This window comes from Kitasatospora sp. NPDC001683 (assembly GCF_053596495.1).
The window spans coordinates 1-25,230 of record NZ_JBSFGK010000103.1 but is presented as its reverse complement, the minus strand read 5'-3'; the positions used below and the strand labels follow the sequence as shown (position 1 = coordinate 25,230).

Below are 25,230 nucleotides of genomic sequence, written 5' to 3'. Positions count from 1 at the left end.
TACCCATCGGCCCCGAGGACCACATCGGCATCCGCCACACCGGCGGCACCACCGGCATCCCCAAGGGCATCCTGAGCCTGCACGGCCCCTACCGCGACATGTTCGAGGTCGCCTTCGCCGGCCGCCCCGAGGACGAGCCGCCCCGCCTGCTCGCCGCCACCTCGCTCGCCCACCTCGCCGGCGTCCTCTGCGACGTGGCGCTCCAGCGCGGCGGCTCCGTCGTCCTCCAGCGCTCCTTCGAGCCCGGCGAGGTGCTCGCCGCGATCGAACGCGAACGCATCACCGACATGTGGGTGCTGCCCCCGCTGATCTACCAGCTGCTCGACCACCCGGCCATCGGCCGCACCGACCTGTCCAGCCTGCGGCGGCTCGACTACGGCGGCTGCGCCTCCTCCCCGACCCGGATCCGCGAGGCCGTCAAGGTGTTCGGGCCCGTCCTGGTCAGCCTCTACGGCATGTCGGAGGCGCAGAAGATCGCCGTCCTCACCCCCGCCGAGCACGCGCGGTTCGGCGAGGACGGTCCGCTCCCGGTCGGCCGACCCTTCCCCGACGTGGAGGTGGAGATCCGAGCCGCCGACGGCACCGTGCTGCCGAACGGCGAACAGGGCGAGGTGCACGTCCGCTCGGCCACCCTGATGGCCGGGTACTGGAAGCAGCCCCAGCTCACCGCGCAGGTGCTGCAGGGCGGTTGGCTGAACACCGGCGACATCGGCTACTTCGACGCGGACGGCTACCTCTACCTCGCCGACCGCCTCAAGGACCTGATCATCGTCGTCGGCGGCCACGTCTACCCCACCGAGGTCGAGGACCTGCTGCTCACCCACCCGGCCATCGCCCAGTGCGCCGTCTACGGCGTCCGCGACGACCAGCAGGCCGAGCACGTCCACGTCGCCGTCGTCCCCGCCCAGGGGCAGCAGCCGCAGCTGGACGAGGTCCGCGCCTTCGTCACCGCCAACAAGGGCCGCATCTACGCCCCCGAGGCCCTGCACCTGGTGGAGGCCATCCCACTGACCTCGGTCGGCAAGCCGGACAAGAAGCGCCTCCGCGAGGCCTTCGCGGGCTGAGACCGCCCGGGCATCACCGAACCCCTACGGAACCCCGCCCGGATCGCCACCCGGTTTCACCCCAAGGCGGGGTTTGGCTCAATGGACCACCGGCCGGGTGCCGAGGAGCCAATGGGGGTGGCGGCGCTGAGGGCCGCCACCCCTCCCCCTCTCCTCCGCCCTCCCCTCTCTCCTCTCCCCGACGGTCGGTGTTCACCGCTCAGCGGCGGCGGCATCCAGGCAGCACTCCACGAAGTCCCGCACCACCGGGCTCCCGTCGTCCGCCGGGGACCAGGCCACCCCGATCCGGCTCGGGCTCACGCCGCTCACGGGCCGGTAGGTGATCCCCGGCCGGGCGTAGAAGCGGGCGGTGGACTCGGGGCCGAGAGCGATGCCGTAGCCGTTGGCGATGGCGCTCAGCCAGTCGTCCGGGTGCTCGACGACGGCGCCGAAGCGGACCGGGTGCCCCTCCCGCTCGTCGGCGGCGACCCAGTAGTCCCGCCAGCGGCCGGTCTCGGCCGGGGCCGCCACGAAGGGCTCGTCCCACAACGCACGGAACGGGACCACCTCCAGCGCGGCCAGCGGGTGCGCCGACGGCAGGGCGACCCAGCGCGGCTCGCTGAACAACTCGGCCACCCGCAGCCGCTCCTGCCCGGGGAACGGCAGCCGCAGCAGCGCCACGTCCGCCTTCCCGGCGGCCAGGCCCGCGGTCGGATCCGACCAGGCCGTGTGCCGCATCTCGACCCGCCAGCCCGGGTGGCGGGCGGTGAACCCGGCGACGATGCCCGGGGTCGCCTCGTTGGCGGCGCTGGCCAGGAAGCCGACCCGCAGCACCTGCTCCGCCCGGCTCGCCGCGCTCCTGGTCTCCCGCAGCACCGCGTCCCAGTCCGCCAGCAGCCCCGGCACCCGCGCCGCCAGGCTGCGTCCGGCCACGGTGAGCGCCATCCCGGCCCGGGACCGTACGAACAGCTGCACGCCGAGCAGGTTCTCCAGCTGCCGGATCTGCTTGGTCAGCGCGGGCTGGGAGACGTACAGCCGCTCCGCCGCGCGGGTCAGGCTGCCGTCCTCGGCGACGGCGGCGAAGGTGCGCAGCAGCCGGATGTCCACATCCATTCCTCCAGGTTATGGAAGCAGGTATTGGACGCAAGGGGAGCGCCCCGAAGAGGCTGGGTGGCGAGGCGGAACCCGTCCCGGCCCCGCCCCGATCCCCTAACCCGATCCCCCACCCCGATCCCCCCGCTCCGGCACGAAGGAAACCCCATGTCCAGCGCCCTGGTCATCGTGACCGCCCTCGCCATCGCCGCCAACGGCGGGATCGCCGCCGCCGACCTCGCCAGGGCCGAGTTCGTCCTGGCCAACTCCGCCGAGGTGAACGTCAAACCGGAGTGGGTCCCGTGGCTGGCCGCGCTCAAGCTGGCCGGGGTCGTCGGGCTGCTGATCGGCCTGGTCGCCTTCCCGCCGCTGGGCCTCGCGGCCGCGCTCGGGCTGGTGCTGTTCTACGTCGGGGCGGTGGTCACCCACGTCCGCGCCGGTGTCATCCACAACATCTACTTCCCCGCCGGCTACCTCGCCCTGGCCGTCGCGACCCTCGCCCTCACCCTCGCCCGCTGAGACCTCCGGGGGCCTACACCACCGCCGCGCACACCTTGGCGCTGCCGTCCAGCACGCCCACTCGGCGCCGTACCGGCCGCTGTGCGCCGGGCGGTCGGCCTGGACGGTGACGACGGCGGTGATCGCCATGATGACGTTGGCGGTCTTCGGCACCCGCCCGGCGGACACCTATGCATACTGCAACGAGCTCAGCCGTCAGTAGGTCACAACCACCGTCCGGGCACCGGGCACCACGCGGACCGACCCGTTCCGCACTCGCTACAGCTTCGCGAGGAACTCCCGTACGACGGCGGCGAGTTCGTCAGCCGCACCGATCGGCAGCAGGTGGTCGCCGGCCAGCTCGACGGCGACCGTGCCGGGGCGGCGGGTGACGGCCTCGGCGGCCTGCTCGGCCGGGATCACGCCCTCGGTGCCGCGCACCAGCAGGGCGGGGCAGTCGGTGGCCGTCCACTCGGCCCAGTGGTCGCCGTGGACGAGTTCCTCGGAGTCGTACATGTCCTTCGGGTGGAAGGGCAGCCGCCAGCTGCCGTCCGCGTTCTCCCGCAGCCGGTCGGCGAAGTACGGGGCGGCGGGGCCGAGTGCGGCGACCAGCTCGTCCCGGCTCGGCGCGTCGTACGGCAGGCCGAGCAGGAACGCCAGCGGGTGCGGGCCCTCCAGGCCGAGCACCAGCGGGGCCTCGATGTTGACGATCGCCTCGACCCGCTCGGGGTGCCTGGCGGCGAACTGGTAGGCGTTGATCCCGCCCAGCGAGTGGCCGAGCAGCACCGCCTTCGCCAGCCCGAGGTGGTCGAGCAGCGCCTCGACGTCGGCGAGGTAGCCCTCCCGCGAGTAGTCCGCCGCCCGCTCCGACTCGCCCTGACCGCGCTGGTCGGGCGCGATCACCCGCCAGTCGGCGCCGAGTTCACCCGCGAGCCGGGCCCACACGGCGCCCTCCGACAGGTGCCCGTGCAGGGCGACCAGCGGCCGGCCCGTCCCGCCGAAGTCCAGGTAGGACAGTCGGCGGCCGTCGATGGCCAGTTCATCGCGGACGGCTTCGGCAGTGCTGGCGGCGGCGTTGGTGGCGTCGTTCATTTCCGGTTCCCCCTTGTGGAGCGATTGACGTGATCACCATACTCGGAGTTAGCACGCACGTGCAAGACATTTGTTCAATACGAATGTACAAGACATGTGTGCAATACACTTGTCCAAGACACATGCGCAAGACATCCGTCCAAAGGAGCCGCCCGGATGCCCGACCACCCGCCGCACGACTGGACCGCCACCGAGCAGCGCCTCTGGCACGCCTACCGCCGCGGCGAACGGCTCGACCTGCGGGACGGCGCCCCGCAAGGCGCCGACGACCCGGCCCGCTCCGCCGACTGGCCGTCCGAACGCGCCGTCCGGGCCGAGGCATTGACCCACCTGCTGCTCCAGCCACCGCCCGCCGAAGCCGGCCGGATCGCCCGCCTCGACCTCCAGGGCGCCCGCATCACCGGCCGGCTCGACCTCACCGGCGCCCGGATCGGCGCCCCCGTGAAACTCAAGGACTGCGCCTTCGCCGAACGCGTCCTACTCGACTACGCCGAGATCACCTGGTGGAACCTCGACGGCGCCCACCTCCCCGGGCTGGACGCCGAAGGCCTGCGCGTCGACCTCTGGCTCGGCCTGCGGGACGCCACCGTCACCGACGAACTCTGGCTCCACGACGCCCGCATCACCGGTGGCCTCGACCTCAGCCGCACCACCCTGCGCGGGGACGACGGCTTCGCCCTGATGGGCAAGCAGATGACCATCGACGGCGGCCTGCGCGCCCAAGGCCTGCGTGCCGAAGGCGAGTTGCGGCTCTCCCGGGCCCGCATCACCGGCACCCTCGACCTCACCGGCGCGCTCCTCACCGCCACCGACGGCGGCGCCGCCGACCTCGAGGACCTGCACGCCCGCCGGGTGCTCCTCGGCCTCCACCCCGACTCCACCGGCACCCTCACCCTCGCGGCCGCCGAACTCGGCACCCTGGTCGCCGATCCGGCCCGCTGGCCCGCCGGCTGCACCCTCGACCTCATCGCGACCGCCTTCACCGGCCTGGAACCCACCGCCGGCTGCCCCGCCCGGGCCCGGCTCGGCTGGCTGGCCGCCCACGTCACCGCGCCCTCCCCCGCCCTCCACGCCCGCGTGGCCGCCGCCTACCGCCAGGCCGGGCAGGAACAGGCCGCCCGGGACGTCCTGATCCGCAAGGAGCGCCTGCGCCACCAGGCCCTCGGCCCGGCCGGGAGGGCCTGGGGCCTGCTCCTCGAGGCCGTCGTCGGCTACGGCTACCGCCCCGCCCGCGCCCTGCTCTGGCTTCTCCTCCTGTTGGCCGGCGGCACCAGCTACTTCGCCCTCACCGGCCCGCCCCGCGCCGTCAACCCCGGCGGCGGCCCCGCCTGGGACCCTCTGCTCTACGCCACCGACCTGGTGGTCCCCTTCCTCGGCCTCGGCCAGCGCGCCGCCTGGGACCCGGGCGGCGCCGCCAAGGCGGTGGCGCTGGCGCTCACCGTCGCCGGCTGGGTCCTCGCCACCGCCGTGGCGGGCGGCGCGGCACGGGTGCTGAACCGGAGCAGCTGAGGCCCGGCCAGGTGCTGGTCAGGGCCCCGGTCAGGCCCCGGTCAGGCGGCCCCGAAGTGCCGTTTGGTCCGCGATCAGGGTCCGCGGGAAGGCCTTGTTCGGGAGGTCCGTCAGTGCCGGCTGGCGGGCGAGTAGCGAGTTCAACTCGAAGGCGAAGGTCCAGGTGAAGCGGGGAGCTGAGGTCGCTCAACTCGCAGATCACCGCCGCCGCCCGCCCTTCACTCCCCTCAAGCCCCGCCTGCTACGCCGCCTCCTGCGACCCTGTCGACTACGCTTCGACGGACCGTCAATCCACCGTGGGGGGAAGCCATGGGCAACGAGATCAGCGGCAACGTCACGATCACCGGCCAGGTCATCCAGTCGACCAGCGTCACGCTCGGCGGCACCGACCCCGACGGACCCGCCCGGGCGTCGGAGCACCTGGCGAAGGCCATCACCGACGACCTCGACACCCTGGGCGCACCGGTACAGCTCACCCGCGGCGAATACCGCGCGCTCCTGCGCCTGCTCGCCCACCTCGACGACACGAACGCCCCGGAGGCCGCCCCCGCCCTGGAACTCGCCGACCGCCTCCGCGGCCGCTGACCCGCCCGGGCGCCGGGCACCTCGGCCAGGGCCTGCCCAGCGGATCTCGCCGGGCGCGTGACGCCGGGCAGGCCCTACCCCTCCTCCCGCCCGCGGAACGCCCGCCGGTACTCCCTCGGCGCCACGCCCACCCGTGCCACGAACACCGGCCGCAACGACACCGCCGAAGCGAAGCCACACCGCGTCGCGACGGTGTCGACCGGCAGGTCCGTCTCCTCCAGGAGGCGTTGGGCGGTGAGGATGCGCTGGTCGAGGAGCCAGCGCAGCGGGGTGGTGCCGGTGGTGGTGGTGAAGTGGCGGGCGAAGCTCCGCTCGGACATCAGGGCCGCGGTGGCCATCCGCCGGACGTTCCAGGGGGTGTCGAGGGAGGCGAGGATCTCGGCGCGGACGCGGGCGAGCGGGTCCTCCTCGTCGACCGGAGGCACCGGGCTGGGGATGAACTGGGCCTGGCCGCCGGCCCGGAAGGGGGCGGTGACCATGGCGCGGGCGATGGTGGCGGCGGCCCGCTGGCCGTGGGCGGTGCGGACGAGGTGGAGGCAGAGGTCGATGCCCGCCGCGACGCCGGCCGAGGTCCACAGGCCGTCGCCACCGGTGAACAGCACTTCGGGGCGGACGGTCACCGCCGGGTGACGGCGGGCGAGTTCGGGGGCGAGGGCCCAGTGGGTGGTGGCCTCGCGGCCGTCGAGCAGCCCGGCTTCGGCGAGGACGAAGGCGCCCGCGCAGAGGGAGGCGATGGGGACTCCGGCGGAGGCGACGGCCCGCAGGGCGTCCAGGACTTCCGGGGGCCGCCGGGCGGCTGGATCCTCGACGCCCGGGACCACCACCAGGTCGCAGGCCGTCAGTGCGTCCAGTCCGAGGTCCGGGACCCGTTCCAGCCCGCCACCCAGCCGCACCCGGGCCCCGGCCGGCCCGCAGACCCGCAGGTCGAAGGCGGGCACGCCGGGCCGGGTGGCCCGGTTCGCCCACACCTCGCCGATCACCGCGTAGTCGAAGGCCCGTACTCCGTCGAAGATCAGGCAGCCCACAGTTCGCATGGCAGGAATCTATCGATGGCCGGCATTCCTGCCCATCACAGCCGCCGGGCGATGAGGGCAACTATGAACCACATGACGAACACCGACGCCTTCGACGCCCCGCTCACCCTCGACCCCGACGCCGTCCTGCTCCTCATCGACGTCCAACGGGGCTTCGAGGACCAGGACTTCTGGGGCCCGCGCGACAACCCGGACGCCGAGCAGCGGATGGCCGAGCTGATCGCCGCCTGGCAGGCGACCGACCGCCCGATCGTCACCGTGCAGCACGCCTCCCGGGTCGGGCCGCTGGTCGAGGGCACGCCCGGCTACGAACTCAAGGACTTCGTCGCCGGGATCACCCCCGAGCTGCACATCACCAAGACCGTGAACAGCGCCTTCTACGGCACCCCCGACCTGCACGCCTGGCTCCAGCAGCGCGGCACCCGGCAGCTGGTGATCACCGGGATCATCACCAACGTGTGCAACGAGACCACCGCCCGGATGGCCGGCAACCTCGGCTACGACGCGATCTTCCCGACCGACGCCATGCACTCCTTCGACATGACCGGCCCCGACGGCACCACCGTCCCCGCCGCCGACCTGGCCCGCGCCACCGCGACCACCCTGCACGCGATGCGCTTCGCCAAGGTGGTCACGACGGAGGAAGTCCTGCGCGCCGCTAAGGCCTGAACAGCGGCTCGTACGGGTTGCCCTCCTCCGCGTTGAGCAGCACGTAGGACGGCCCGAGGCCGAAGGCGACCTCCCGCAGCCGCGCCAAGGCCTCGGCCACCGTGGGGACTTCGAGCCCGAGCGCGGCGGCGGCCGCGTCCCGGTCGGCGAACAGGTCCGGCTCGTCCTCCAGGTACTGTTCGGCCGCCTCCGCGCTCTCCTCCTCGGTCAGCCGCACGCAGTCGCGCCACCACGGCACCGCGAGCAGCAGCCGGACCATCTCCTCCAGCCCGACGGCCATCACCGCCGCGCCGCCCTCGGAGTCGGCGTACAGCACGGGCCGCTCGTCGCCGCCCTCACCGCACAGGAAGAAGGTGCCGCCCGCGCCGCACTTGGCCACCTCCTCCAGGCCCTCCCCGGAAGCGAGCACGACCTCCTCCACGTGCGAGTAGGCGTCGAGGTTGAAGTCCCCCGGCCAGAGCAGGTAGTCGACGGCGACGGGGGTGGCACGAACAAGATCGAGGAAGGACATGGCGGACACCCTACGGCCACGCAGTGACAGCTCAGGCCGCCGGCCGCTCCGCCAGGAACTCCTCCCAGGTGCGCCGCCCGTGCTCGGCGCCGGCCGGGGTGAGGTTCGCCCCGCCCGGTAGGCGCGCCCGACCCTGCCCGGCTCCCGTACTGGCGGCAGCTTGCGGCTACGGCCCCGCGCGGTCAGGTACGCCCGGGCCAGCTCGTCCATCCCGTACACCGTCGGTCCGGCCAGGTCCGGCACCAGCCCGGCGGGCTCGTCGAACGCCAACTCCACGAGCCGGCCGCCGACTTCGCGCACGTCCACGGGCTGCCAGCGGACCCCGCCGGGAGCCGGGAGGAGCGGCGGCTTCGCCATCTTCTCGACCACGGCGAACGCCAGGTCGTGGAACTGCGCGGCGCGCAGGATCGTGTACGGCGGGCCCGAGCCGGCCACCGCCTCCTCGGCCGCGTGCTTGGCCTGGAAGTAACCGAGCGGCACCTTGTCCGCGCCGATCCCCGCGACGTACACCAGGTGCCGCACCCCGGCCCGCCGGGCGGCCGCGACCAGACGGCGGGTCGCCTCGTCGTCGCCCTTGGGGCCGCCGGCGAGGTGCAGCACGGTGTCGACGCCCGCGAGCGCCTCGTCCAGCCAGGCGTCCGCCTCGGCCGGGTCGCCGAGCACGTGCGCCACGCCGTCCTCGGCCGCACGCCCGCCGGCTCAGCACCCGCACCGGCCGCCCGGCCGCGCGCAGCAGCGGTACGACCTGCCGGCCCAGGGTGCCGGTGACCAGTACCGGGTTGTCCGTCACGATCGTCTCCGTTTCGGCCCGGTCCGGGAGTTGATCTCCCGCCGCCCCCGCTGTTGGGTGGCTCCTGCTGCCCTGAACCGAGGCGACTAAGGAATGTGACACGGTGGACGAGAGATCTGACGAGAGATCTGCCCGGACCGCGCTCTTCGAGGAGCACCGCCCGCACCTGCGCGCGGTCGCGTACCGGATGCTCGGCTCGATCAACGAGGCCGAGGACGCGCTCCAGGACGCCTGGCTGCGGTACGACCGCAGCGACACCACCGATGTGGACAACCTCGGCGGCTGGCTGACCACGGTGGTCTCCCGGGTGTGCCTGAACCTGCTGCGCGACCGCGCCGCGCGCCGCGAGGAGCCGCTGCAGCCGACCGGACCGGACGGCGGGAGCGGCCCCGAGCGCATCCCGGACCCGCTGCTGCGGCGCGAGGGGGTGGCCGACCCGGAGCAGGAGGTGATGCTCGCGGATTCGGTCGGCCTGGCGCTGATGGTGGTGATGGAGTCGCTGTCGCCCGCCGAGCGGGTCGCCTTCGTGCTGCACGACATGTTCGCGGTGCCGTTCGAGGAGATCGCCCCGCTGATCGAGAAGACCTCGGCCGCGACCCGCCAGCTGGCCAGCCGGGCCCGCCGCAAGGTGCAGGGGCGGGCGCCCGCGCCCGACCCGGACCTGGGCCGCCAGCGCCTCGCCGTGGACGCCTTCTTCGCCGCCGCCCGCAACGGCGACCTGGAGGCCCTGGTCGCGGTGCTCGACCCGGACGTGGTGCTGCGCTCGGACGGCGGGGCCGGGATGGCCCGGCACACCGTGGTCTTCACCGGCGCCGCGACGGTGGCGGGGCAGGCCGTCCTGTGGGGCAAGCTGTCGCCGTTCGCCCGCCCGGCGCTGGTCAACGGCACCGCGGGCGCGGTGGTCATCGGCGACAACGGCCGGGCGCTGTCCATCATGGCGTTCATCGTCGTGGACGGCGCGATCGCCGCGATCGACGTGATCGTCGACCCGGAGCGGCTGGCCGCCTTCGACCTCTCGGCCTTCCGGGACTGAGGCCCGTCAGGGCTGAGGCCCACCCGGGCTGAAACCACCAGGGCTGAAACCACCAGGGCTGAGGCCCGCCGACACAGGGGGCGGCCGGAATCCCGGCCGCCTCCTCCGCGGTTCAGCGCCCGATCGCCCCGTCCAGCTGCTCCCGGATGATGTCCGCGTGCCCGGCGTGCCGGCCGGTCTCCTCGATCATGTGCACCAGCACCCAGCGCAGCGACGGCCCCTCGGCGACGTCCGGCCGCAGCGAGCGCACGCCCGGCCGGTCGAGGTCCGCGGCGGCCGCGGCCACCGCGTTCGCCCGGGCGACCGCGTCCCGGTAGGCGGCGACCGCCGCGGCCACCGTGAGGTCGGCCGCTGCGACCTCCTCGCTGTCGAAGGGCTTCTCCCCCAACCCGCCGTAGGCCCACTCGAACCAGTTGAGCTCGACCACGGTCAGGTGCCGCACCAGCCACAGCAGGCTGGTGCCGGAGGCGACGCCGGGGCGCCGGGCGTCCTCGTCGCCGAGGCCGTCGACCTTGGCGATCACGGCCTCGCGCAGGTAGTCGAGGAAGGCCAGCAGAGTGGTCCGTTCGTCGGCGTGCAGCGTCGGCGGCCGGTTGTCGGAGAGCTTGCTCGGCGCGGCGCCGAGGGGCGCGGCGTTCTCAGGAACGGTGTTCTCGGTCACCGCGTCACCCTAGCCATCCACGCCGATCCGATGAACCGTCACCATCCCTGCGCGTGCACCCAGTCCGCGAGGTGCCGGGCGCAGTCGTCGACCGACTCCCGCCAGGTGTGCGCCGCGCCGTCCCCGGCCTCGTCGCTGACGTACTTGACCAGCCGCACCGGCACTCCGGCCCGGTGGGCGACGGTGGCGACGGCGTAGCCCTCCATGTCGACCAGGTCGGCGTGCTCGGCCAGCCGCTCCTTGGCCGCCGGGGAGTCGACGAACAGGTCCCCGGTGGCCAGCACCGGGCCGTCGCCCCTGCCGACCACCAGCGGGGCGCCGTAGCTGCGACCGGTGAGGGCCTGCAGGGCCTCGGTGTTCAGGTCGTGCTGGATCACCTGGACGACGTGGTGGATGCCCTCCCAGCCGGGGCGCAGCGCGCCGGCCGTGCCGAGGTTGATCACCTCGGAGGGCTGCTCGCCCTGGGCGAGCACGGTGGCCAGGGCCGCGGTGGCGTTGACCTTCCCCATCCCGGTGAGCAGCACGGGCAGCCGGTCGTCGAGGTGAGCGGCCTCCTCGCGGACCGCGACGACGAGCAGCGGGCGGTCGGGCGAGATCGTTCCAAGCAGTCGCATGGGGCCCATGGTACGGAGCGGTGGGGTGACGCACCCCGGAACAGCACGGCCCAGCCGCACGGCACAGCAGCACGGCGCGGAACCGTACGGAAGCCGCCCGCGTCGCAGGGACCGCCACCTCTCCGTACGACGAGCCCGTGCCGGTACGACCCGGTACGGACGGTACGAGCCGTACGGGGGCGTGCGGAAACCGTGCACGACATGCTCAAGATCGGCGCAAGTCGGGTGTGGCCGGAGGGAGTCACGGCCATACTGCTGCCATCGGTCGGGCCCCGGGTGTCGGGTCCGGGCCCAGGGGAGGATGAGGCGGGTGGCAACACCAGTAGGCAACGGCGCACCGGGCGCCGCGTTCCCGGCACGGCCGAGCGCGCCACCGGCCGTGCCGGGAACGGCACCGGGAACAACACCGGGGGCACCGGCAGTGGCGAGGCAGAACACAGCCCCGCCCGGCTTCCGCGCGCCCGGACCAGATGGCGACCCGGCGGGCAACCGCCGGGCAGCGGCGCCCGAACGCGGCGTACGCGCCCGGCTGGCGCAGGCCACCCGCACGCCCCCGGGCCGGCTGCGGCTGGCCGGGGCGGTGCTCGCGGTGCTCACGCTGGCCTTCGGCGGGCTCACCGCCTGGCAGTTGGAGGCCCGGGCCTCGGCCGCCGACCGGGTGGTCTCGTACAGCCAACCGCTGAGCCGGGACGCGGCCGAGATCCACCGCTCGCTGGCCGACGCCGCCACCACCGCGTCCTCCGGCTTCCTGCTGGCCGGCACCGAGCCCAAGGACGTCCGGGCCCGCTACGAGCAGGACCTCGCCCAGGCCGCCAAGTTGATCTCCCAGGCGGCCGCCCGGACCACCGCGACCTCCCCGGCGCAGGACTCACTCTCCCGGCTGAACCAGCAACTCCCGGTGTACGCCGGTCTGGTGGAATCCGCACGGGCCGACAACCGGCAGGGCATCCCGCTCGGCGGCGCCTACCTGCGGTACGCCTCCGAGCAGATGCAGACCGTACTGCTGCCGGCCGCCGCCGAGTTGAACACCATCGAGACCAAGGAGCTGGCGGACGACTACGCCGCGGCCCGGTCCGTGCCGTGGGGGGCGTACGGCCTGGCGGTGCTCACCCTGGCCGCGCTGGGGTGGGTGCAGCTGACCCTGTTCCGCCGCACCAACCGGGTGTTCAACATCGGTCTGCTGGGCGCCACCGCCGCCGTCCTGGCGGGCACGCTCTGGCTCGCCGTGGCCGGGCTGACCACCGGTTCGGCCCTGGAGAAGAGCGACCACGACGGCGCGACCCCGCTGCGGGCGCTCAACTCGGCCCGGGTGGACGTGCTGACCGCCCGGCTGGCCGAGAACCTGAACCTGGTCGCGCGCGGCTCCACCGCCACGTACAACGGGCAGTACGCGGACGCCACCGCACGCCTGGCCGGAATCGCTGGCAAGTCGACCCCGATGCGCCGACGCAGCGGCTCGCTGCCGAACGCGCTGGCCCTCGCCCCGGCCGCCGCCGACCAGGCCCTGGCCACCGCCGCCGACCAGTACGACCTCTGGCAGGACCGCTACGCCGCGGCGCACGTGGCCGAGGTCGCCGACGCCGACTACCAGGGCGCCCTGAACGCGACGGTGTCGGCCACCGACACCACCAGCACCGCCGACGCCGCCTTCAACGGCACCGACCGGGCGCTCGCCCAGGCCGCCGACATCGAACAGGCCCGGTTCAAGGCCGCCGCCGACGGCACCGCCGGGGACCTTCGCCTGGCGGCCGGCGCGGCCGCGGTGCTCGGCCTGGTGGCCGCGGCCGCCGCGCTGCGCGGCCTGGGCCGACGACTCGCCGAGTACCGGTAAGGGGGAATTCGGACACATGCGCAGCAGAACCGTACCGACCAGGAGCGCCGCGGCACTCGCCGTGCTGGCCGCCTGCGCGGCCGTGCTCGGCGGGGGCGGCCCCTCCGGCGCCGCACCGGCCGCCGCGACCGCGCCGACCATCGCCACCGTCGCGCCGCAGGCCGCCCAGCAGACCGAGCAGCAGCAGGGCCAGTCCGACAGCTGCGACATCTACGCCAGCGTGCCGCCGAGTTCGGCGGACGGCCCGGCGGTGAAGGCCATCAAGGCCAGGCGCAGCCTGGTGATCGGCGTGGACCAGAACAGCTACCGCTGGGGCGCCCGCAACCCGAACACCGGCCAGATCGAGGGTTTCGACATCGACCTGGCCCGGGCGATCGGCACCGCCATCATGGGCGACCCCGAGAAGGTGGTGCTCAAGCCGGTGGCCACCGCCGACCGGGTCGACGCGGTGCAGAAGGGCCGGGTCGACCTGATCGTCCGCACCATGACCGTCAACTGCAAGCGGATGGCGGACGTCGCCTTCTCCAAGCCGTACTTCAGCATCTCCCAGCGGGTGCTGGTCCCCAAGACCTCCCCGGCGAAGGACCTCGACGAGGCGATCGGCGGCAAGGACGTCTGCGTCGCCAAGGGCTCGACGGCCGCCGACGTCCTCGATCCGAAGAACGGCGCCAAGAAGGACGCCAAGGCGCACCTGACGGTGGTGGAGAACCAGCTGGACTGCCTGGTCCTGATGCAGCTCGGCAAGGTCGACGCCACCATGACCGACGACGGCCTGGCGGCCGGCCAGGCGGCGCAGGACCAGACCGTGCGGATCGTGGACGGCGACGTGCAGCCGGAGGTGATCGGCGTCGCCATGCTCAAGAGCAGCCCGGACCTCACCGCGCGGGTCAACCAGGTGCTCGCCGACTACCACGCCGGCGGCGACTGGGGGCGCAGCTACGACCGCTGGCTGAAGCCGTACATGCTCAACGACGCCGAGCACTACTGGCCCGTGCCGCACTGAGCGGCGGGGCGCCGCATCGGGTACGGACCGGTGCGGACGCGAGGTGTTGACGCCGTCTTGACGCCCCGCGCCCGCGCCGCCCGAACGCCCACCGGCTAGGGTTCGGGACGATCACCACGGGGAGACCGGTGGTGGACACGGGGGTTGTCGTGGGACCGCCCGTCGCACGCGACGGCGGCCCGCGCGAGGAAGGAAGGACACCGCGGTGGCGGCATCGGCTGGCCCGGTACTGAGCCGGGAGGAGGTGGACCGCGCGCTCGCGCGCCTCGGCGCGGAGCGGGACGCGGTCGAGTCGGCGCTGCTCGCCCTGCAGGACCACCCGGGCCTGCGGCTGCTGGAGGGCGCCGAACTGACCGGGCGCACCCTGGAGCGCTGGTCCGTCGCCGGCAAGGGCCTGCCGCTGCTCTGGGCGCTGTTCGACCGCTACTCCGAGGCGCTCGCCTCGGCGCGCGCGGTACGGGCCCGCAAGGCCAAGCCCGGCGGTCCCGAACTCGCCGAGCTGAGCGAGCTGCTGACCGGTGACGCGGTGACCGTCCCCGGCGGCGCGCTGCCGGACGGGCCGCAACTGCTGGGCGCGCCCGCCAAGCTGGTCGAGCGGATCAGCCTGGACGCGCTGATGGCCCGGATGAACTCCTGGTACGCCACCGTGCTGGAGGTGGTCAGCGCCGCCGACGCGGTCTGGTCGGCGCTGCCGGCCCGGATCGACCTGCTGCTGGCCGAGCTGCACCGGGTGCAGACCCTGGCCGCCTCGCTCGGCGTGCGCACCGGCGGCCACCCGCTGGCCGACGACCTGGCCGGGCTGGCCCGCGACCTGACCGAGCTGCGCAGCGAGGTCCGCGAGGATCCGCTGGCGCTGTGGCGCCCGGCCCGGGTGCCCGCCCAGCGCGGCACGGTGCCCGACGGCGAGGCCTTCGCCACCCCCTCCGGGGTGGTGGACACCGAGCGCTTCGACCGGGCCGGGCGGGCGCTGGACGGCGTCCGGTTGGAGCTGGAGAACCTGCTGCGGCTGCGCGACGACGCCGAGGAGCGCCTGCAGGGCGTCGGCGACCTGCTGCAGCGGGCCGACGCCACCCTGGCCGAGGCCCGCCGGGCGCGCGGCGAGGTGCTGGCGAAGATAGCCTCCAGCGACGTCCCGGCCGTGCCCGGCCCGGCCTCGGCGCTGCGCGAACGGATCGTCACCGCGCTGGAGCTGCGCCAGGGAGGGCAGTGGGGCCGGCTGGCGCCGCTGCTGGACGTGCTGGAGGACGCCGCCGCCAAGGAGCTGGCCCGGGCCCGGCAGTCGCTCACCGAGGTCACCCAGCCGCTGGCCGTCCGGGCCGAGCTGCGCGGCCGGCTGGACGCCTACAAGGCGATGGCGGCCCGGATGCGGGTCGCCGAGGACCCTGAAGTGATCGAGCGGTACGAGAAGGCGCGCTGGCTGCTGTGGAGCGCGCCCTGCGACCTGCGGGCGGCGGCCGCCGCGGTGGCCCGCTTCCAGCAGTCGCTGCGCCCGGCCCAGGCCGAGGCCTCCGAGGGCACACGGGCGCACGAGGACTCACAGGCACACCAGGCGACCGGCCAGACGCCGGTCGACGGACAGGTACAGGGGGGCTGAGGTTGATGGGCGAGACGTGCGTACGGCCGGACTGCTCCGGCAGCGGCAGGATCGACGCCGACGGCTACTGCGACGAGTGCGGGCTGGCCCCGGCGGGGACCTCAACGGCGGCCCCCGCGGGCACCACCGGCACCACGGCGCCCCCGCCGACCGCCGCCGGCCCCGGCTCCCCGTGCCCGCGGGACTGCGCGGGCACCATCGACCCGGACGGCTACTGCGACGAGTGCGGACTGACCCCGCCCGGCGCAGACACCGGCGTCACCCAGCCCTACGTCCCGTCCGCCCGGGTCGCCCCGGACTCCGCCCGCAGCGGCTCGGTCCGCTCGCTGTCGGCCCGCACCGGCTCCGCCCGCTCGATGTCCGGCCGCTCCCGCTCGCACCGCTCGACCCGCACCGGCAGCGCCCGCTCGGTCTCGGTGCGCTCCACCCGCGGCAGCGTCAGCGCGGGCACCCGCAACCGGCTGGGCGCCGGCCTGGTCACCGTGCCGACCGTGGCGACGGCCGACCCGGCGCAGGCGGTGCTGGCCAACCCCGAGGTGCCCGAGCGCAAGCGGTACTGCTCCAAGTGCGAGGCCCCGGTGGGCCGGGAGAAGAACGGCCGCCCGGGCCGCCCGGACGGCTTCTGCACCAAGTGCGGCACGCCGTACTCCTTCACGCCCAAGCTGCGCCGCGGCGACCTCGTCGGCGGGCAGTACGAGGTGATCGGCTGCCTGGCGCACGGCGGGCTCGGCTGGATCTACCTGGCGGTGGACCGGCGGGTCAACGACAAGTGGGTGGTGCTCAAGGGCCTGCTGGACACCGGGGACGAGGACGCGCTCGCCGCGGCCGTCGCCGAGCGGCGATTCCTGGCCGAGGTGGACCACCCGAACATCGTCCGGATCATCAACTTCGCCGAGCACCCCGACCTGCGCACCGGCTCCACCGACGGCTACATCGTGATGGAGTTCGTCGGTGGCAAGTCGCTCAAGGACATCGCCAACGACCGCCGCACCCCGGACGGCCGACGCGAGCCGCTGCCGGTCGAGCAGGCGATCGCGTACGCCCTGGAGGCACTGCCGGCGCTCGGCTACCTGCACGCCCGGGGCCTGGTCTACTGCGACTTCAAGATCGACAACGTGATCCAGAGCGGCGACACGCTCAAGATCATCGACATGGGAGCGGTCCGCCGCCTCGACGACGACGGCCCGATCTACGGCACCATCGGCTACCAGGCCCCGGAGATCGCCACCGACGGCCCCTCCCCCGCCTCCGACCTCTACACCGTGGCCCGCACCCTCGCGGTGCTCACCTTCGACTTCCAGGGCTACAGCACCACCTACCGCGACTCGCTGCCCGGCCCCGAGGACGTCGAGGTCTTCGCCCGGTACGAGTCGTACTACCGCTTCCTGGTCCGCGCCACCGACCCGGACCCGGCCCGCCGCTTCTCCTCCGCCGAGGAGATGGCCGACCAGCTCACCGGCGTGCTGCGGGAGGTCCTGGCCCTCCAGGACGACCGGCCGCGGCCCGCGCCGTCCACTCTGTTCGGCCCCGAACTGCGCGTCGTCGACACCGAGTTGGTGCTGCCCACCACCCAGCCCGGGCAGCTCCGGGTGGCCGCCCTGGACCCGTCCGCCGCCGCCCTCGCGCTGCCCGTCCCCCGGGTCGACCCGGGCGACCCCAACGCCGGCTTCCTCGCCACCCTGCTCGCCACCGACCCCGAGGAGGCGCTCGTCGCGCTGGGCGGCGCCCCCGCCGTCTCGATCGAGAGCCGGCTGCGCGAACTGCGCGCCCTGCTCGAACTCGGCCGCCACGGCGCGGCGGTGAAGGAACTGGCCGGGCTGGAGCAGGACCACCCGGACGACTGGCGGGTGGTCTGGTACCGCGGCCTGGTCGCCCTGGTCGGGGCCACGCCCCGAGCCGAAGGGCGCGCCGACGCCGAAAGGGAGAAGCGAGGGAGCGACGAAGGAGCGAGGGAGCGCCGACCGTCGGCGTCGGGTCAGGAGCGCCCGGAGGCGAGTGGGCGAGTCACCACGCGCCGAGCCGAAGGGCGCGCCGACGCCGAAAGGGAGAAGCGAGGGAGCGACGAAGGAGCGAGGGAGCGCGGACCGTCGGCGTCGGGTCAGGAGCGCCCGGAGGCGAGCGCGCGAGTCACCGCTCTCCGGGCCGCCGCCGAGGCCTTCGACGCCGTCTACGACGCCTTCCCCGGCGAGGCCGCGCCCAAGCTCGCCCTGGCCATCTGCGCCGAACTGCTCGGCGACGGCGGCGACGCGGCCGAGTTCTACCGCCTGGTGTGGACCACCGACCAGGCCTACCTGAGCGCCGCCTTCGGCCTCGCCCGGGTCCGCCTCGCCGAGGACGACCGGCCCGCCGCGGTGCGCGTGCTGGAGTCCGTCCCGGCCACCTCCAGCCAGTACACCGCCGCCCGGATCGCCGCCATCCGCGCCCGGCTGCGCGAACGGCCCGCCACCGACCCGCTCGCCGCCGACCTCGCCGCCGGCTCCGACCAGCTGACCGCGCTGCGGCTGGACGACCGCCGCCGCGAGGAGCTCTCCGTCGAGGTGCTCGGTGCGGCCCTCGGCTGGGTCGGCGCCGGCTCGGCCGGCGCGCAGCCGGGCGCCGACCTGGTGGTGCTGGGACGTCCCGCGGCGGAGCGGGAACTGCGCTTCGCCCTGGAACAGTCCTACCGGGTACTCGCCCGGTTGGCCGACCGGGCCGAGACCAGGATCGAGATGGTGGAACGGGCCAACCGGGCCCGCCCCAGGACGTGGGTGTAGCCGATGCCGCAGCAGACCGAGTGCCCGAGCTGTTCCGAGCCGATGGACCCCGACGACGCCTTCTGCGGGCGCTGCGGGAGCGGCCGGGACGGCCGGGCGGCCCCGGGCGCGATGCCCGCCGGCTGGGCCGCCGCCCGCGGTGAGGCCGTCCCGTCGCAGCGCGGGCCGGTCTGCGTGAACTGCGGGCAGGCGCTGGTCACCGAGGACGGCTACTGCGAGGGCTGCGGCAGCGCCCAGCCGCGCCCGCGCGACCACATGGAGAAGGCGCTCGCGGGCGTCGCCGGGGTCAGCGACCGCGGCGTGCGCCACCACCGCAACGAGGACTCCTTCACCGTCGCCGCCACCTCGCTGCCCGGCGGGGAGCCGGTCGTGGTCGCCGTGGTGTGCGACGGCGTCTCCTCCTCCGACCGCCCGGACGAGGCCTCGGAGACCGCCGTCGACGCCGCCTCGGAGTCCCTGCTGACCTCGCTGGAGGCCGGCCGGGACCCGGAGGAGGCGATGCGCGCGGCCATCGCCGACGCCGCCAAGGCCGTCGCCGACCTCGCCACCGACGGCGATGGCCCCACCCGCCCCGACCTCAACGCGCCCGCCTGCACCTACGTCAGCGCCATAGCGGCGGGCGGCCGGATCACCATCGGCTGGGTGGGCGACACCCGGGCGTACTGGATCCCGGACGACCGCTCCACCGCCGTCCCCTTCCGGCTCACCCAGGACGACTCCTGGGCGGCCCGGATGGTCGAGGCCGGACTGATGGGCGAGGCCGAGGCGTACGCCGACCCGCGCGCCCACGCGATCACCGGCTGGCTCGGCGCCGACGCCGAGGAGGTCGTGCCGCACACCCTCGACTTCACCCCGCACGTCCCCGGGGTGCTGCTGATCTGCACCGACGGACTGTGGAACTACGCCGAGGCGGCCACCGACCTGGCGTACTTCGTCCGGCCGGACGCCCGCACCGAGCCGCTCGCGGCGGCGCAGACCCTGGTGAAGTTCGCGGTGGCGGCCGGCGGGCACGACAACATCACCGTCGCGGTGCTGCCGATCGACCCGCCGGCGGTCTCCGTCGAGGAGGTCGAGGAGACGCCCACCGCGCTGGACCTGAAGGTGATCACCCCGGCCGCCGCCGCGGCCGTCCGCGCGGGTGCTCCCGAGGACGACCCGGACTACGAGCCGACCCTGCCGGACCTCCCGGTGATCGGCTCCCCGGCCGCCCCGCTGCCCCCGGTCCCGGTACCGGCCACACAGACCACCCCGCCGGGTCCGCCCGCGCCCCCGACGGCGCCCCCGGCCCCGCCCGCGCCGCCCGTCGCCCCGCCCGTCCCGCCGCAGCCGGCCCACCCGCCGACGGCCTGACCGGCCCTCCGCGCCCGACCCGACCGCCGACGGCCCTCGTCCACCGGACCGACCTCGTCCGCCGGACCGCCCCACCGACCCGATCGCATCCACCCCTCACCCGACGGGAGCCACCGCCCCATGGCAACACTGGCGAAGCCGAACCTGCCCAGGTTCGACGTGGAGATCTTCCAGAACGAGTACCTGGCCGACGGCGCCCGCGAGGTGAACGCCATCGTCACCGTCACCTCCACCGGCGGCGGCACCTCCGGCGGCCGCCCGCTCGGGATCACCGACGCCGGTCCGCAGCGCGGCGACGCCGGCGCGGCCGTGGTGATCCTGGTCGACTGCTCGGGCTCGATGGACTACCCCAAGACCAAGATCAACGGTGCCCGCGAGGCCACCGCCGCCGCCATCGACGCCCTGCGCGACGGCACCGCCTTCGCCGTGGTCGCCGGCACCCACGAGGCCCGCGACATCTACCCCGGCGACGGCACCCTGGCGACCGCCTCGCCGAGCACCCGGCAGCAGGCCAAGGATTCGCTACGCCGCCTCACCGCGGCCGGCGGCACCGCGATGGGCACCTGGCTGGCCAAGGCCGACCAGCTCTTCCTCACCCGCCGCGACATCGCCATCCGGCACGCCATCCTGCTCACCGACGGCAACAACGAGCACGAGTCGGCGGAGGACCTGGCCCGCACCGTCGAGCGGGTCACCGGCCACTTCACCGCCGACTGCCGCGGCGTCGGCACCGACTGGCGGATCGACGAACTGCGGAAGATCTCCTCGGCGCTGCTCGGCACCACCGACATCGTCGCCGAGCCGGCCGGCCTGGCCGAGGACTTCCGCTCGATGATGACCGGCGCGATGGGCAAGCAGGTCGCCGACGTCGCCCTGCGGATCTGGACCCCGGCCAACGCCACGGTCAAGTTCGTCAAGCAGGTCGCCCCCGCGGTCGAGGACCTCACCGGGCGCCGCGCCGAGGCCGGCCCCCGGGCCGGCGACTACCCGACCGGCTCCTGGGGCGACGAGAGCCGCGACTACCACGTCTGCGTCGAGGTCCCGGCCGCCTCGGTCGGCAACGAGATGCTCGCCGCCCGGGTCAGCCTGGTGCTGCCCCCGCAGGTCGGCGGCGGCACCCCCGAGGTGCTCAGCCAGGGCCTGGTCAAGGCCGTCTGGACGGACGACCTGGCCTCCTCGACCCGGATCAGCCCGCAGGTCGCCCACTACACCGGGCAGGCCGAGCTCGCCTCCTCGATCCAGGAGGGCCTGGAGGCCCACCGCGCCGGGGACGTCGACACCGCCACCGCCAAGCTGGGCGCCGCCGTCCGGATCGCCCACGCGACCGGGAACGACGGGACCTACAAGCTGCTGCAGAAGGTGGTGGACGTGGTGGACCCGAAGGAGGGTACGGTTCGGTTCCGTAAGAACGTGAGCGAGGCCGACTCGATGACCCTTGAGACCCGGTCGACCAAGACGGTACGTGTGAAGAAGTGACCGCGAAGTGACCGCTGTAGACGTGATCGGGCCGGCCGCCCGGCGCCACGCCGCACCGCACCGGCCCGAAACGAGGGGGACCTGATGCCGATCTGCCCGAGGGGCCACGAGTCGCAGGCCGAGGACTGGTGCGACTTCTGCGGCTTCCCGATGACTCCGCCGGTCCCGGCGCCCGGTGCCCACGGGGGCTACCCGGGCGCGCCCGGCGCCGACCCCGCGCCCGGCGCACCCGCCGGGCACCCGCCGCACGGCGGTGCGCCGTTCGGTGCGCCGCCGCCACCGCCACCGGGGGCCGTCCCGCCGCCCCCGCCCGGCGCGTTCCCCCCGCCCGGCGCCTACCCGCCGCCGGGCGGCGCGTTCCCGCCGCCCGGGGCCGTCCCGCCCGCGCCGCCGCAGGGCCTCACCGAGGGCCTGACCGTCTGCCCGATCTGCCGCAGCCCGCAGACCGGCCGGTTCTGCGAGGAGTGCGGCTACGACTACGAGCTGTCCGCGCCCTCGCGCCGCCAGGTGCCGGCCGGCGGCGCACCCGCGCCCGCCCCCGGCCCGGCCCAGCCCCCGCCGCTGAACATCCCGGCGGCCTACGGCGGCACCGCGCAGCCGCCGCAGGCCCCGCCCGTCCCGCAGCAGCCCCAGCCCCACCAGCCGCCGGCCCCGGACTACCCGCACACCTACGGCTACCCGCCGCCGGAGGGCGCCTTCCCGGAGGCCCCGGTGCGCGAGGACTCCGGCCCGGTGTACGCCCAGCCGGCCGGCCCCGGCCCGAACAACCGCGGCGGCGACTTCGGCACGTCCTTCCACCTGGCCCCGCCGCAGCCCCAGCCGGGGGCCCAGCCGGAGCCCGTCCCGGCCGAGCCGGTCCGGGCCAACTGGATCGCGGTGGTCTCGGCCGACCGCGACTACTTCACCGACATGATGGCCCGCAGCGGCCCCGAGGCGGCCGGCCTGTTCTTCCCGCCGTACTGCCCCGAGCGCCGCATCCCGCTGACCGGCCGCGGCCAGCTGCGGATCGGTCGGCGCAGCCAGCACCGGGGCACCGTCCCGGAGATCGACCTGTCGGTGCCGCCGGAGGATCCGGGCGCCTCGCACCAGCACGCCGTGCTCGCCGAACAGGCGGACGGCAGCTGGGTGCTGGTGGACCAGGGTTCGACCAACGGCACCACCGTGAACGGCGGCGCGGAACCGATCTCCGCGCACACCGCCGTACCGCTGAACGACGGCGACCGGATCCACATCGGCGCCTGGACGACGATCACGGTGCACCGCGCCTGACCGGCGCTTTGACGCCCGCTCAGGGGCAACTCCGGCCGGGCCGGGCGGAATTCGACATTTCGCCCGGCCCGGTTTTTTCGCGCCTTCCTCAGGAAATCCGCAAATCCCCGTCCCCGGTGTGCACAAGACGCACCGAAACCCCTAGTCTCAGACCTCATGACTGCTGCTATATCCGCTGACGGCATCCGCCAGCGGTACGGGGATGTGCAGGCCGTCGACGGGGTGTCGTTCACCGTCGAGGCCGGCGAGTTCTACGGGATCCTGGGCCCCAACGGGGCCGGGAAGACCACCACCATGGAGATCCTGGAAGGGGTGCGCAAGCCCGACGAGGGCCGGGTCGAACTGCTGGGGATGGCCCCCTGGCCGCGCAATCCGAAACTGCTGCCGCGGATCGGCGTGCAGTTCCAGGCCTCCGCCTTCTTCCGGAAACTGACGGCCCGGGAGACCATCCGCACCTTCGCGTCGTTCTACGGGGTCGGTCCCAAGCGGGCCGATGCGATGCTGGAGCGGGTCGGCCTCGCCGACAAGGCCGAGACCCTCACCGAGCAGATGTCCGGCGGCCAGGCCCAGCGGCTGTCGATCGCCTGCGCACTGGCCCACGACCCGGAACTCGTCTTCCTGGACGAGCCCACCACCGGCCTCGACCCGCAGGCCCGCCGCAACCTCTGGGACCTCCTGCGGGACATCAACAACGAGGGCCGCACCGTCGTCCTGACCACCCACTACCTGGACGAGGCAGAGGTGCTCTGCGACCGGGTCTCGATCATGGACCACGGCAAGATCCTGCACACCGGCGCCCCGGCGGCGCTGATCCGCGAGATCGACGACACCGTCCGGATCAGCGTGGCCTCCGGCCAGCTGCCGCTCGAGCGGGCCCGCGAGCTGCTGGCCGCGGCCGGCGCCGACGTCGCCACCCTGGAGGACGACACCGTCTCGCTCTCCGTCTCCACCCGCCTCCCGGCCCCGGTCCTCAGCGTGCTGGCCGAGCAGAACGCGCTGCGCGGCCTCGAGGTGCGCGGCGCCACCCTGGAGGACGTCTTCCTCCAGCTGACCGGACGGGAGTTCCGCGCATGACCGCAACCACCTCCACCGAGCCGAAGGTCCCCGCCCCGCGCGGCGGTTCGGCCGGCGCCGCCGACGGGCGGGAGCGGGTCAGCGCGTTCTGGAGCCTGTCCCGCGCGATGCTGCTCGGGATGAAGCGCGACCGCACCGCGACCTTCTTCATCCTGCTGTTCCCGCTGGTGTTCCTGGTCTTCTTCGGCAGCGTCACCAAGGGCAACAACAGCCCGCACGCCAAGGTCGCCCAGGTCGGCGCGGTGAAGCTGTTCGACTCGATGCAGGGCGAGGGCCGGACCGAGCTGGACAAGGTCCTCACCATCACCCGCACCGACGACGAGGCCGGCACGCTGGAGAAGGTCCGCAAGGGCGACTTCGACGCGATGATCACCCAGGGCCCGGACGGCAAGGTCGAGCTGCGCTACAGCGCCGCCGACACCGTCCGTGCCGGGGCCCTCCAGGGCATCGTCAACTCCGTGGTCCAGGAGGCCAACCAGGCGGCCACCAAGCAGCCGCCGACCTACGTGGTGGACGCCCAGCAGGTCGAGGACAAGTCGCTCAAGCCGATCCAGTTCCTCACCCCCGGCCTGCTCGGCTGGGCCGTCGCCACCGGCGCGGTGTTCGGCGCCGCACTGACGCTGGTCAACTGGCGCCGGTCCAAGGTGCTGCGCCGCCTGCGGCTGGCCCCGATCAGCGCCGGTACGGTCGTCAGCTCCCGGATCGTGGTCTCGCTGCTGACCGCCTTCCTCCAGACCACCGTCTTCCTGGTGGTCGCGACGAGCTTCTTCGGGCTCAAGCTCACCGGCGACTGGTGGCTGGTCCTCCCGCTGGTGGCCTGCGCCACGCTCGCCTTCATGTCCATCGGCCTGCTGGCCGGCTCGGTCGCCAAGACCGAGGAGGCGGCGAGCGGCATCTCCCAGCTCATCGTGCTGCCGATGTCCTTCCTCTCCGGCTCCTTCTTCCCGCTGGACGGCGCCCCGGGCTGGCTGAAGACCGTCTCCGAGATCATGCCGCTGAAGTACCTGGTGTCGGCCGCCCAGTCCGTCCTGACCCGCGGCGGCGGTGTCATGGACGCCCTGCCCGCCATGGGCGGACTGCTGCTCTTCGCGGCCGTGTGCACCGGCATCTCCTGGAAGCTGTTCAGGTGGGAAGACGCCTGACCGTCCTCCGCTGATCACCCAGCCCTGCGGGGTCGTACGCCTTTGGTCCCGGTGTACGGCCCCGTCGGCGTCTGCGACCATGGTCGGGTGACAGAGATCGGACGAGGCACGTTCAGCGAGGAGACCTTCTTCCAGCAGGTCGGCGGTGAGCCGACCTTCCGGCTGTTGGCCCGGCGGTTCTACGAGGGCGTCGCCGAGGACGAGTTGCTGCGGCCGATGTACCCCGAGGAGGACCTCGGCCCGGCCGAGGAGCGGATGGCGCTGTTCCTGATGCAGTACTGGGGCGGCCCGCGCACCTACAGCGAGCGGCGCGGCCACCCGCGGCTGCGGATGCGGCACGCGCCGTTCAAGGTCGACAAGGCGGCGCACGACGCCTGGCTGACGCACATGCGCGCGGCCGTGGCGAGCCTGGAACTGCCGGCCGAGCTCGAGCACCAGCTGCTGGACTACCTGGTCTACGCCGCCGCGTCGATGATCAACACCCCGGGCTGAGCGGCCGCTGCTGGGGCTTCCTAGGTGTTCTGACTCGTGAGGTTGGGGACGCGGCTGGCGGGTGGCTTGCCTGCGAGTGCTGTGTGTCCGCGGTGGTGATTGTAGGTGTGGAGCC

The 25,230-nt window shown here is 74.1% G+C and carries 22 protein-coding genes; 16 read left to right on the top strand and 6 right to left on the bottom strand.

Annotation, left to right across the window (positions count from 1 at the left end; translation table 11 throughout):
- Positions 1-1,064, top strand: a 1,064-nt coding sequence (locus ACWCYO_RS34625; protein ID WP_449786429.1) for an AMP-binding protein, incomplete at its 5' end; no start/stop codon positions are given.
- 192 nt (positions 1,065-1,256) lie between these two features.
- Here the strand turns inward: ACWCYO_RS34625 and ACWCYO_RS34620 are convergent.
- Positions 1,257-2,156, bottom strand: coding sequence for a LysR family transcriptional regulator (locus ACWCYO_RS34620; protein WP_449786428.1), 900 nt, complete (start codon positions 2,154-2,156; stop codon positions 1,257-1,259).
- 147 nt (positions 2,157-2,303) lie between these two features.
- Between ACWCYO_RS34620 and ACWCYO_RS34615 the strand changes: the two genes are divergently transcribed.
- Entirely contained in the window at positions 2,304-2,654 is a 351-nt protein-coding gene (locus ACWCYO_RS34615; RefSeq protein ID WP_270143453.1) for a DoxX family protein, read from the top strand.
- A 258-nt stretch (positions 2,655-2,912) separates the two neighbouring features.
- On the opposite strand, the gene ACWCYO_RS34610 is transcribed toward ACWCYO_RS34615, so the two are convergent.
- Positions 2,913-3,725 (bottom strand): alpha/beta fold hydrolase, encoded by an 813-nt coding sequence (locus ACWCYO_RS34610; RefSeq protein WP_270143455.1) that lies wholly within the window; start codon positions 3,723-3,725, stop codon positions 2,913-2,915.
- Positions 3,726-3,881: 156 nt separating this feature from the next.
- Between ACWCYO_RS34610 and ACWCYO_RS34605 the strand changes: the two genes are divergently transcribed.
- Both ACWCYO_RS34605 and ACWCYO_RS34600 read left to right on the top strand, forming a co-directional pair.
- The gene (locus ACWCYO_RS34605) at positions 3,882-5,234 is read left to right on the top strand and encodes a hypothetical protein (RefSeq protein ID WP_449786427.1); all 1,353 of its coding nucleotides are present in this window, start codon (positions 3,882-3,884) and stop codon (positions 5,232-5,234) included.
- A 309-nt stretch (positions 5,235-5,543) separates the two neighbouring features.
- The gene (locus ACWCYO_RS34600; RefSeq protein WP_270143465.1) at positions 5,544-5,819 is read left to right on the top strand and encodes a hypothetical protein; all 276 of its coding nucleotides are present in this window, start codon (positions 5,544-5,546) and stop codon (positions 5,817-5,819) included.
- Positions 5,820-5,893: 74 nt separating this feature from the next.
- On the opposite strand, the gene ACWCYO_RS34595 is transcribed toward ACWCYO_RS34600, so the two are convergent.
- Positions 5,894-6,853 (bottom strand): GlxA family transcriptional regulator, encoded by a 960-nt coding sequence (locus ACWCYO_RS34595; RefSeq protein WP_270143467.1) that lies wholly within the window; start codon positions 6,851-6,853, stop codon positions 5,894-5,896.
- 72 nt (positions 6,854-6,925) lie between these two features.
- Between ACWCYO_RS34595 and ACWCYO_RS34590 the strand changes: the two genes are divergently transcribed.
- Positions 6,926-7,522, top strand: coding sequence for a cysteine hydrolase family protein (locus ACWCYO_RS34590; protein ID WP_449786426.1), 597 nt, complete (start codon positions 6,926-6,928; stop codon positions 7,520-7,522).
- On the opposite strand, the gene ACWCYO_RS34585 is transcribed toward ACWCYO_RS34590, so the two are convergent.
- Positions 7,512-8,705: an SDR family oxidoreductase gene (locus ACWCYO_RS34585; RefSeq protein ID WP_449786425.1), complete on the bottom strand. Its 1,194-nt coding sequence runs from the start codon at positions 8,703-8,705 to the stop codon at positions 7,512-7,514. The genes ACWCYO_RS34590 and ACWCYO_RS34585 overlap by 11 nt on opposite strands.
- A 221-nt stretch (positions 8,706-8,926) precedes the next feature.
- On the opposite strand from ACWCYO_RS34585, the gene ACWCYO_RS34580 reads away from it, so the two are divergent.
- Positions 8,927-9,856, top strand: coding sequence for a sigma-70 family RNA polymerase sigma factor (locus tag ACWCYO_RS34580; RefSeq protein WP_449786424.1), 930 nt, complete (start codon positions 8,927-8,929; stop codon positions 9,854-9,856).
- A 112-nt stretch (positions 9,857-9,968) separates the two neighbouring features.
- Here ACWCYO_RS34580 and ACWCYO_RS34575 read toward each other — a convergent pair whose 3' ends face one another.
- Together ACWCYO_RS34575 and ACWCYO_RS34570 are read right to left on the bottom strand one after the other, a co-directional pair.
- A complete protein-coding gene (locus ACWCYO_RS34575) occupies positions 9,969-10,517 on the bottom strand; it encodes a DinB family protein (RefSeq protein ID WP_449786423.1) in 549 nt (182 codons plus the stop codon).
- Positions 10,518-10,555: 38 nt separating this feature from the next.
- Positions 10,556-11,131, bottom strand: a complete 576-nt coding sequence (locus tag ACWCYO_RS34570; RefSeq protein ID WP_449786422.1) for a nucleosidase — start codon at positions 11,129-11,131, stop codon at positions 10,556-10,558.
- Between the two features lie 421 nt (positions 11,132-11,552).
- On the opposite strand from ACWCYO_RS34570, the gene ACWCYO_RS34565 reads away from it, so the two are divergent.
- From ACWCYO_RS34565 to ACWCYO_RS34520, 10 genes are all read left to right on the top strand, one after another.
- Complete coding sequence (locus ACWCYO_RS34565; RefSeq protein WP_449786421.1) at positions 11,553-12,962, top strand: hypothetical protein; 1,410 nt, start codon at positions 11,553-11,555, stop codon at positions 12,960-12,962.
- 16 nt (positions 12,963-12,978) lie between these two features.
- A complete protein-coding gene (locus ACWCYO_RS34560; RefSeq protein ID WP_449786420.1) occupies positions 12,979-13,965 on the top strand; it encodes a glutamate ABC transporter substrate-binding protein in 987 nt (328 codons plus the stop codon).
- 205 nt (positions 13,966-14,170) lie between these two features.
- Positions 14,171-15,559 carry a hypothetical protein gene (locus tag ACWCYO_RS34555; RefSeq protein ID WP_449786419.1) on the top strand — a complete coding sequence of 463 codons (1,389 nt, stop codon included), beginning with the start codon at positions 14,171-14,173 and terminating at the stop codon, positions 15,557-15,559.
- 5 nt (positions 15,560-15,564) lie between these two features.
- Positions 15,565-18,312, top strand: a complete 2,748-nt coding sequence (locus ACWCYO_RS34550) for a tetratricopeptide repeat protein (RefSeq protein ID WP_449786418.1) — start codon at positions 15,565-15,567, stop codon at positions 18,310-18,312.
- Between the two features lie 3 nt (positions 18,313-18,315).
- Positions 18,316-19,662, top strand: a complete 1,347-nt coding sequence (locus tag ACWCYO_RS34545; protein WP_449786417.1) for a PP2C family serine/threonine-protein phosphatase — start codon at positions 18,316-18,318, stop codon at positions 19,660-19,662.
- Between the two features lie 120 nt (positions 19,663-19,782).
- Positions 19,783-21,138, top strand: coding sequence for a vWA domain-containing protein (locus ACWCYO_RS34540; RefSeq protein ID WP_270143486.1), 1,356 nt, complete (start codon positions 19,783-19,785; stop codon positions 21,136-21,138).
- Between the two features lie 84 nt (positions 21,139-21,222).
- Positions 21,223-22,407 (top strand): FHA domain-containing protein, encoded by a 1,185-nt coding sequence (locus tag ACWCYO_RS34535; RefSeq protein WP_449786416.1) that lies wholly within the window; start codon positions 21,223-21,225, stop codon positions 22,405-22,407.
- Between the two features lie 156 nt (positions 22,408-22,563).
- Complete coding sequence (locus ACWCYO_RS34530; protein WP_270143489.1) at positions 22,564-23,481, top strand: ABC transporter ATP-binding protein; 918 nt, start codon at positions 22,564-22,566, stop codon at positions 23,479-23,481.
- A complete protein-coding gene (locus ACWCYO_RS34525; protein WP_270143491.1) occupies positions 23,478-24,623 on the top strand; it encodes an ABC transporter permease in 1,146 nt (381 codons plus the stop codon). Before ACWCYO_RS34530 ends, ACWCYO_RS34525 begins: the two co-directional genes overlap by 4 nt.
- An 87-nt stretch (positions 24,624-24,710) precedes the next feature.
- Entirely contained in the window at positions 24,711-25,115 is a 405-nt protein-coding gene (locus ACWCYO_RS34520; protein ID WP_270143493.1) for a globin, read from the top strand.
- Positions 25,116-25,230: the final 115 nt, after the last annotated feature.